The following is a 7,708-nucleotide window of genomic DNA, read 5'->3' as shown; positions in this document are numbered from 1 at the left end:
GGCAATTAGCCCAACCTCATCTAGTTTTGTTGTTCACGTTTTTACAATTATTACGCTATCCTCAGCAACAGTTCAAGGCACTGACCCAAAGATATCTCGATTTTTATTATAAAGAGGTACTGCAGTTAAGGACAAAAGAGGAAGTTCCAGACAAAGTTAATGTAATTTTTGAGCTGGGGCAAGGAGAAGAAGCCCATCTTATTAACAAGGGTACTTTGCTCAGTGCTGGACAAGATAGTCAAGGGGTTAATATTAACTATGCCACCGATGAAAACATAGTTGTTAATCAAGCTCAAGTAGCCAGCATCAAAACCTTATTTCTGGAAAAAGATTACATCAGTTTAGAAAATATTCATCAGCAAGATAACAAGAGCGATCAAAGCTTTGAAAACATGCTGCGCTGGGCGGTTGGTAGCCCCAACCAAGGAGACCAACTTCCTGATTTTAATGGTGACGCTGTTGATATTGATTATCTTAAAGAACGTATTTATCAACAAATCAACGATATTGAGATTGAACAAATTCCTCAGGAACAAGAGGATTATATTAAAAATAAACTTTTTTTTGCCACTGTAGAAAATTTCAAATATTGCTTTGAGATACATGATCGGCAAATAAAGAAGGGAGATGCAGACGTCCAAGAACCTACAGAATTAGAATGGAACGAAGTTTATAAAATACTAGAAAAAGCTTACAGAAAAAAAATTACCATGGGGAGGCGTAATGCCTTAAAAGAAAAACGAGAACAAGAAGAGCGAGAACAATTGGCTTTCAAGAGCATGATGGAATTGGCTCTTGGGTCACCTAATCCTGGCGATCCTTTGCCGAAAATGCCTAATGGTTATACAACCCTCCAAGAGATATTTGATCATCTTGACCAAGAGCTTCTTGACCAACAGCCAGTTATTAGATATATCAAAGAAGAACTGTATCTGAGTGTGGCAGATTTCCGGAAGATTATGGAAATCCTAGCTACTACAGAAAATCCAGATTGGGAAGAAGTCTATCGCCTCGTTGAGAAAGCCCAAACTAAGAAAAGGAACTTTACTTATCCTCCTATTGGTAGAAGCGAAATTAAAAATATTCATGCAACTTCTCTAGTTGATGCAGAAAAGGGTCAAGCCACTATATCACAACCTTTTCATACTTTTGGCGAGATTAGTCAAACCTCGCAAAACTTCATCGGTTTTACCATTACTTCTCCCGTATTTTTGTTGCAAGAAGGTACACGTACTATTACCCTCACCTTCGCTTCTCAAGGAAACACTTTGAATCGGGATGCTTTCCAAGAAATACTAAGCAGTGAAAATGAACCTTTTGAAATTTACTTGAGTAGTGAAACCCAATGGATACAACTTCAATCCTTTGGATCGAAAATTGGAGATTTTATTGTAGAAGAACCTCTTAAATCCTATCCCGCTACAGAACTATCTCTGAGTTCGACTTCTTCGGAAAATGGTAACTTTACAAGTGTTTCTTTTCGTGAAGGTTCTGAATATACCTTTTCCGATGTGGGGCAGCTTCTTGTCTGGGATGACGGTAAGATATTCAAGATTACAGGATTAGTCAGCGATAGCAAGAAGGAAGCTTATATAAAGCAAATTGGGAATTTCCCTCAAGAGGCTGTTAGTACTGACAAGATTAACCTCTATCGTTCTTCTGCTATTTACCTTAACAGTTTACAGTTTCAGTTAAAACTCGATTCTACCCTACCAGCTATCTTGCCACCAAAACCAGATGAGTCAACTTTTTTCATCGCAACTTCCTATCCGATTGTAAAAATTCTGTTGAAAGAAATATCAGCAGCAGAAAATTCCCAGTCAAGACTTATCTATTACGAGGAATTTAAATCGGTGCGCTTAGAAAAAGTCAAAATACAAGTTAAGGCTGAGAATATTAAAGATATCAAACTGCGAAATGATAACTCAGTACTCAATACCAAAAGTCCTTTTCAACCCTTTAGCAATAATCCTAAAGCAGGTTCGGGGTTTTACTTCGCTAATCGAGAAATTAGCACCAAAAAATTAGATAGTCTTGCCATCAATATCGATTGGATGGGACTTCCTCAAGACTTTGCCACCCATTATCAGGCATACAATAGCACCGAGGTAATTCCGGAGGCAATTACTAATAACAGCTTTCAAGCCAGTTTGAAACTTCTCAATAACAGAAGCTGGGTGGATATTGAAGGTCCCAAATCCATCTTTACCGAAAATAACAATACTTTAAATAATTCAATTAACCTCAATTATCAAAACTTTAATATTCCAGGCTATTCTCTCGATACTTCTAGCTTAGAAACAGAAACAGACGATACTTTTGAGCAAAATCGGTATTTCAAACTAGAACTAGAAAGTCCAGATTTTGCCCATGATTTATATCAGATAGTCCTATACAAGGTGGCTTTGTCAACGGATGATGCTATCAAATCTCTGACAGTTTATCCCCCTTACACCCCGCAAGTGAAAGCCATCTCCCTCGACTATACCGCCTCAGTAGAGATTGACTTGCAAGCCTCCCAAAGCGAGCAGGAACCTAGTAAAATATTCCAACTTCATCCCTTTGGCTATGCGGATATCCAAACTCTCAATCAAGACAACCAATATTATCTCCTACCGAACTATCAAGAAGAAGGCAGTTTATACATCGGTATCCGCAATCTGCAACCACCCCAAAACATTTCCATCCTCTTCCAAATGATACCGGGCAGTGGTAATGGGGAACTAACTCCACCACAGATTCACTGGAGTTACTTGAGTGGTAATTCTTGGCGAGAATTTCAAGATACAGAGATGCTTTCCGATAGTACCAATGGGTTAGTGGATGCAGGGATTATCCGCTTGAGTATCCCTGAGGGAGCCACCAGTCAGCATAACTTGTTACCCAGTGGTTTACATTGGCTACGAGCCACCGTCAAGGAAAACGCTGATGCTATTCCTGATACTCTGGACATCAAAACCCAAGCAGTCAGGGCGACCTTTGTTAACCAGGGGAATGCAGCCGACCATTTAAGTAAACCCTTAGCAGCTAATTCTATTCAAGGATTTGTAACACGAGAACCCGCCATCAACACAGTACAACAGCCCTATAGTTCCTTTGGCGGTAAACCAAAAGAAGACAATCGCGCTTTCACCATGGGGGTGAGTGAAAGACTGCGCCATAAACAGAGGGCTATAACTGCCTGGGATTACGAACGCCTGGTACTGGAAAAGTTCCCCCAAATCTATAAGGTGAAATGTATCACCTCTGCTGCTGGCAACCACAATCCTGGTGATGCCAAGGTAACAGTAGTAGTTGTTCCCGATATTGCCAATACAGCGCCTTTCTTTCCCCTCGAACCCAAAGCACCTTTGTATTTACTCAAGGAAATCCAGGCATACCTGCAAAACTATACCTCACCATTTGTGCAAATCGTGGTTAAAAATCCTCGCTACGAACGCATTAAATACAGAGTGGCTATCCGTTTTCGCCCTGGATATGACCAAGGGTACTATCTCAATCAACTCAATGAAGATATTAAACGTTTTTTGTCCCCGTGGGCCTATGAAGAACAAGCAGATATTACCTTTGGGAGTTCAATCCATAGTTCCTCAATCGTCCATTTTATTGAGAAAAGACCCTATGTAGATTATGTTGGCTATCTCAAATTAATCGAGCAAGTCGGCATCAAAGCAGGATCTGGCGGCAAGTCAGATACTTATTATCGGCTTAATCAGTTTAATCTCGCCCAAGTGCAACACCCCGATTCGATTTTGGTTTCTGCTCGTCAACATATTATCGACCTAATTGGCACAGACAACTATGATCAGGAAGATTTCGAGGGCATTGGTTACATGATTATTGGTATTGATTTTATTGTTAGTTAACAGGAGTATTGATCATGGCTCAAAAGAATAGAAGCGAACTGCAAGGATTATTCAAGACAGGGGCAAAGCCTTCTCAACAGGATTTCGCAGATTTTATTGAATCCACTCTCAATATTAAAGATGATGCCATAGAAAAGCCCTTTGGGGCAGATACTCCCCTGAAGATTATGGCGCAGGGTACGGATGAAAAACTGTTGGATTTTTATGCGGGTGAGGCAAAGACTTGGAGTATTAGTCAAAAATCAGGAGATAAGCAAGGTTTAAATATATCTAATTCCTCTGGAGATAGTAGGCTTTTTATTGACAGTGGTAGTGGTAATGTGGGGATTGGGACGACAAATCCAGGGGCAAAACTATCTATAAATGGCGGTTTGCATGTTGGTGGTGATTCAGATCCAGGGGATAAAAACCTACTGGTAGATGGGACTACAACCACAAATCAATTATCTGTCTCAAGAAGTCTCAGCTTTGGTGCATCAACCAGACAGATGATTAACTTGTGGCGTCAAAATTACGGCATCGGGATACAGGCTGGTACCCAATATTTCCGCACTGACAAGAACTTTGCTTGGTATAAAGGTGGTACTCATGATAACAATGAACTGAACCCTGGTACTGGCGGAACAGTACAGATGGTCATCACAGATGGCAATGTCGGGATTGGGACGGATAGTCCCGATCATCAGCTTGTCGTTGGTCCCCCAAACGGAGGACGTCATTTAGTAGTCAATGATATCCCCACAGCCCGCTGGGGATTTGCGACTGGCGACTACAATTTGGCAATTCAGAACGATGGCGATCAAGAGTGGAAAACCCGTATGTTACTCACCAAAGATGGCAATGTGGGGATTGGGACTGATAATCCAGGGGCAAAACTAGAAGTCAAGGGCAATCTCAAGCTACAGAACGGAGTAGCAGTCAATAACATATCTAGTGATGGTACCCTCCAAGGTAATAGCGACCTCACCATACCAACGGAAAAAGCAATTAAAACCTATGTAGATACTAAAGCACCTCTTGCTGGTTCTGATAGTCAGGATTTTTCAGCACAAAAGCTAACGGTAAGTGGAGCGATAAAACCAAGTGCTGGTAATACTGAAAATAACGGTATTGTGTTCCCTGAAAATGCATTTGGTGGTTCTGGAGATGCTGCCTGGATCAGGTATTATGCTCGGGAGGGAGAAAACACCACACTGGAGATTGGAACATCTAATGATACTGGCGATCATATTGCCTTAATGCCTGGAAGTGGTAATGTGGGGATTGGGACAACAAATCCACAGGCAGCCCTAGAGATTCATCAGAAAACTAATGATGTGAGTGCGTTTCGTTTATGGGACGAGCGCGAAGAAAGTGAGGATCAATTTTTCGATATTTTATTTGATCAACACAAAAATGTGCGGTTTGTACAGAAAGGTAATCTTGGACTATCTCTGACCCCGGAGGGAAATCTCAGCTTTGGTGCATCAACCAGACAGATGATTAACTTGTGGCATCAAAATTACGGCATCGGGATACAGGATGGTACCCAATATTTCCGCACAGCCATGAACTTTGCTTGGTATAAAGGTGGTACTCATGATGGCAATCCACTGAACCCAGGTGGCGGAACAGTACAGATGGTCATCAAAGATGGCAATGTCGGGATTGGGACGGATAGTCCCGATCATCAGCTTGTCGTTGGTCCCCCAAACGCAGGACGTCATTTAGTAGTCAATGATATCCCCACAGCCCGCTGGGGATTTGCGACTGGCGACTACAATTTGGCAATTCAGAACGATGGCGATCAAGAGTGGAAAACCCGTATGTTACTCACCCAAGATGGCAATGTGGGGATTGGGACTGATAGTCCAGAGGCAAAATTGGATGTGTCAGGACAAATTAAAGGTGGCGGGGTTTTGGCTGGAATATGGGCAGCCCAACCATTGACTGATACTTATGTCACATCCACGGAGGGGTGGGAAGATGTTCTCGAGACATCAGTTACTTTCACCCTAGATAGAACTGCAATGATTTTTTGTACCTATTCAATTAATGTCCAACCAACTGGGAATCCAGGAACTGATTTCCTCGGAACAAGGCTAGTCGTGGATGATCAGGGCTTAGGCCAATCTGGTTCGCACTTTCAACCTTTGGCTTCTGGTGATTCTAATGTGAATTTGAATGGCAATCTCGTCTTGCCGCTTCAGACAGGTTCGCATACTGTTAAGCTTCAGTGGAAGAAATATGGTAACAATGTTGCAAGCTGGAATAGCCACCCATCATGGCTAGATGGCTTCGGTGGCGGACGAACACTTGTGGTCATGGCATTTTACTTACCAATAATAGGTGTTTAGGAAATCATTAGTCATTTGACAACCAAACCCGCTCTAATCCCTCTTGTGTCACTCTCCGAGGATTAAAATAAAGACATAAATGCATACAATGTCTAGAAAGTGCGATCGCCGATATTGTAGTGCGATCGCCGATATTGTAGTGGCGTGGCACAGCTAAAATAGTGCAATAGTTTTTTCCGCTAAACCCTTGTTAAAAGTAGATTATGGTATTTTTCTAAAGCAACATTTAAGGTGTGCCACGCCAGTAGGGTGCGTTAGCGGTAGCGTAACGCACCATCTACAAATTCCAAAAGAGCCATCTTTAATTAGAGTAGAGCAATGATTACCTTAGCTAAATGGTCAATTGAAGACTATCATCACATGATTGCAGCAGGTATCCTCAGTGACCGCCATGTGGAATTACTAGAGGAAAAAATTATTGAAATGTCACCAGAGGGACCATTGCATCGGAAAATCAACGATTCTATGGCAGACTATTTACGGGAAAAGCTCCGAGGTTGCGCCAAAATCTACGAAGCACATCCAGTTACCATTCCTGATTCTGAACCCGAACCAGATATTGCTGTTGTTAAATTGCCAGTTTCCTTGTATGACCATCGTCACCCTTCTGCCGAGGAAATTTACTTATTGATAGAAATATCTGACACTACCTTAGAAAAAGACTTAGAACAGAAGCGAATCGCCTATGCTCAGGCTGGCATTTTAGAATACTGGGTTGTAGATTTGAAAGCTCAACAACTGATCGTGTTTCAGCAACCATCAGGGGATAGTTATCAAATCAAACAAACCTATAGCCAAGGAAGTCTCTCCCTTGTTGCCTTTCCTGATATTCAAGTGACAGTAGAAAAGTTAATATCAAAAACTATCTGAGATATAGCAATTATCATAGCTAGGAGGTATACAATTTAGGGATTGTAGGGAACAGAGAACAGGGAACAGGGAAGACAGAAGAGGGAATAGGGAAGAGGGATGCGCTGCATCAAGATAGGGAATCAACCTCAAAGAAGACTGTACCTCATAGCTATGATAAACGCTATATAATATACTATAGCGGTTTTAATAGTAACGAGGTACACAGAATTTTTTTACACTTCCGACTTCCCTACTCCCTACTCCCTACTCCCTACTCCCTACTCCCTAAAACCCAATAATTTGTACTTCACCCAATTGACAACTGCTGTATTGTAACCCATCCTCGTCAACAATAAACATGAAACAACAACTACAAAAACGCCTAACCCAACTCAAAGCAGAATTTGAATCAGGACAAAAAGTACTCGCAGATTTAGAAGCCAAACAAGCAAATGTCCGTGAAACCTTACTCCGCATCCAAGGAGGAATTCAGGTATTAGAAGAAGAGTTAACTAAAAACAATGGTCCTGCATCTGAAACCGAAAACGTGGAGGTTTTAGAAACGGAAGGAATTGAGAATTAAGAGAAATCTTGTAGAAGTAAACAAGCATAAACTATCTTTCCCCAATCACCATGACTGAAAACCTTACCATC

5 protein-coding genes are annotated in these 7,708 nt (G+C 41.5%); 4 read left to right on the top strand and 1 reads right to left on the bottom strand.

All coding sequences use genetic code 11. The features are described from left to right. The first annotated feature begins 26 nt into the window (after window positions 1–26). The gene (locus F6K37_RS27320) at window positions 27–3,866 is read left to right on the top strand and encodes a baseplate J/gp47 family protein (RefSeq protein ID WP_502887781.1); all 3,840 of its coding nucleotides are present in this window, start codon (window positions 27–29) and stop codon (window positions 3,864–3,866) included. Window positions 3,867–3,880: 14 nt separating this feature from the next. After that, window positions 3,881–6,202: a hypothetical protein gene (locus F6K37_RS27315; RefSeq protein WP_287253534.1), complete on the top strand. Its 2,322-nt coding sequence runs from the start codon at window positions 3,881–3,883 to the stop codon at window positions 6,200–6,202. Window positions 6,203–6,209: 7 nt separating this feature from the next. Here F6K37_RS27315 and F6K37_RS27310 read toward each other — a convergent pair whose 3' ends face one another. Continuing rightward, complete coding sequence (locus F6K37_RS27310) at window positions 6,210–6,353, bottom strand: hypothetical protein (RefSeq protein ID WP_287253531.1); 144 nt, start codon at window positions 6,351–6,353, stop codon at window positions 6,210–6,212. Window positions 6,354–6,520: 167 nt separating this feature from the next. Between F6K37_RS27310 and F6K37_RS27305 the strand changes: the two genes are divergently transcribed. Then, window positions 6,521–7,072: a Uma2 family endonuclease gene (locus tag F6K37_RS27305; RefSeq protein WP_287253529.1), complete on the top strand. Its 552-nt coding sequence runs from the start codon at window positions 6,521–6,523 to the stop codon at window positions 7,070–7,072. Window positions 7,073–7,412: 340 nt separating this feature from the next. After that, window positions 7,413–7,637, top strand: coding sequence for a hypothetical protein (locus F6K37_RS27300; protein ID WP_287253526.1), 225 nt, complete (start codon window positions 7,413–7,415; stop codon window positions 7,635–7,637). Window positions 7,638–7,708 lie beyond the last annotated feature (71 nt).

Origin of the sequence: Moorena sp. SIO4E2, from assembly GCF_010671945.1 — a bacterium.
Classification (GTDB): Bacteria; Cyanobacteriota; Cyanobacteriia; order Cyanobacteriales; family Coleofasciculaceae; genus Moorena; species Moorena producens.
Note: the sequence above shows the minus strand (reverse complement) of the source record. Positions and strands in the feature narration are given on the sequence as shown.

Excerpts from the sequence above, each read along its gene's own strand:
- F6K37_RS27315 (WP_287253534.1), top strand. The coding sequence starts at position 3,881 with ATGGCTCAAAAGAATAGAAGCGAACTGCAAGGATTATTCAAGACAGGG.
- F6K37_RS27305 (WP_287253529.1), top strand. The coding sequence starts at position 6,521 with ATGATTACCTTAGCTAAATGGTCAATTGAAGACTATCATCACATGATT.
- F6K37_RS27300 (WP_287253526.1), top strand. The coding sequence starts at position 7,413 with ATGAAACAACAACTACAAAAACGCCTAACCCAACTCAAAGCAGAATTT.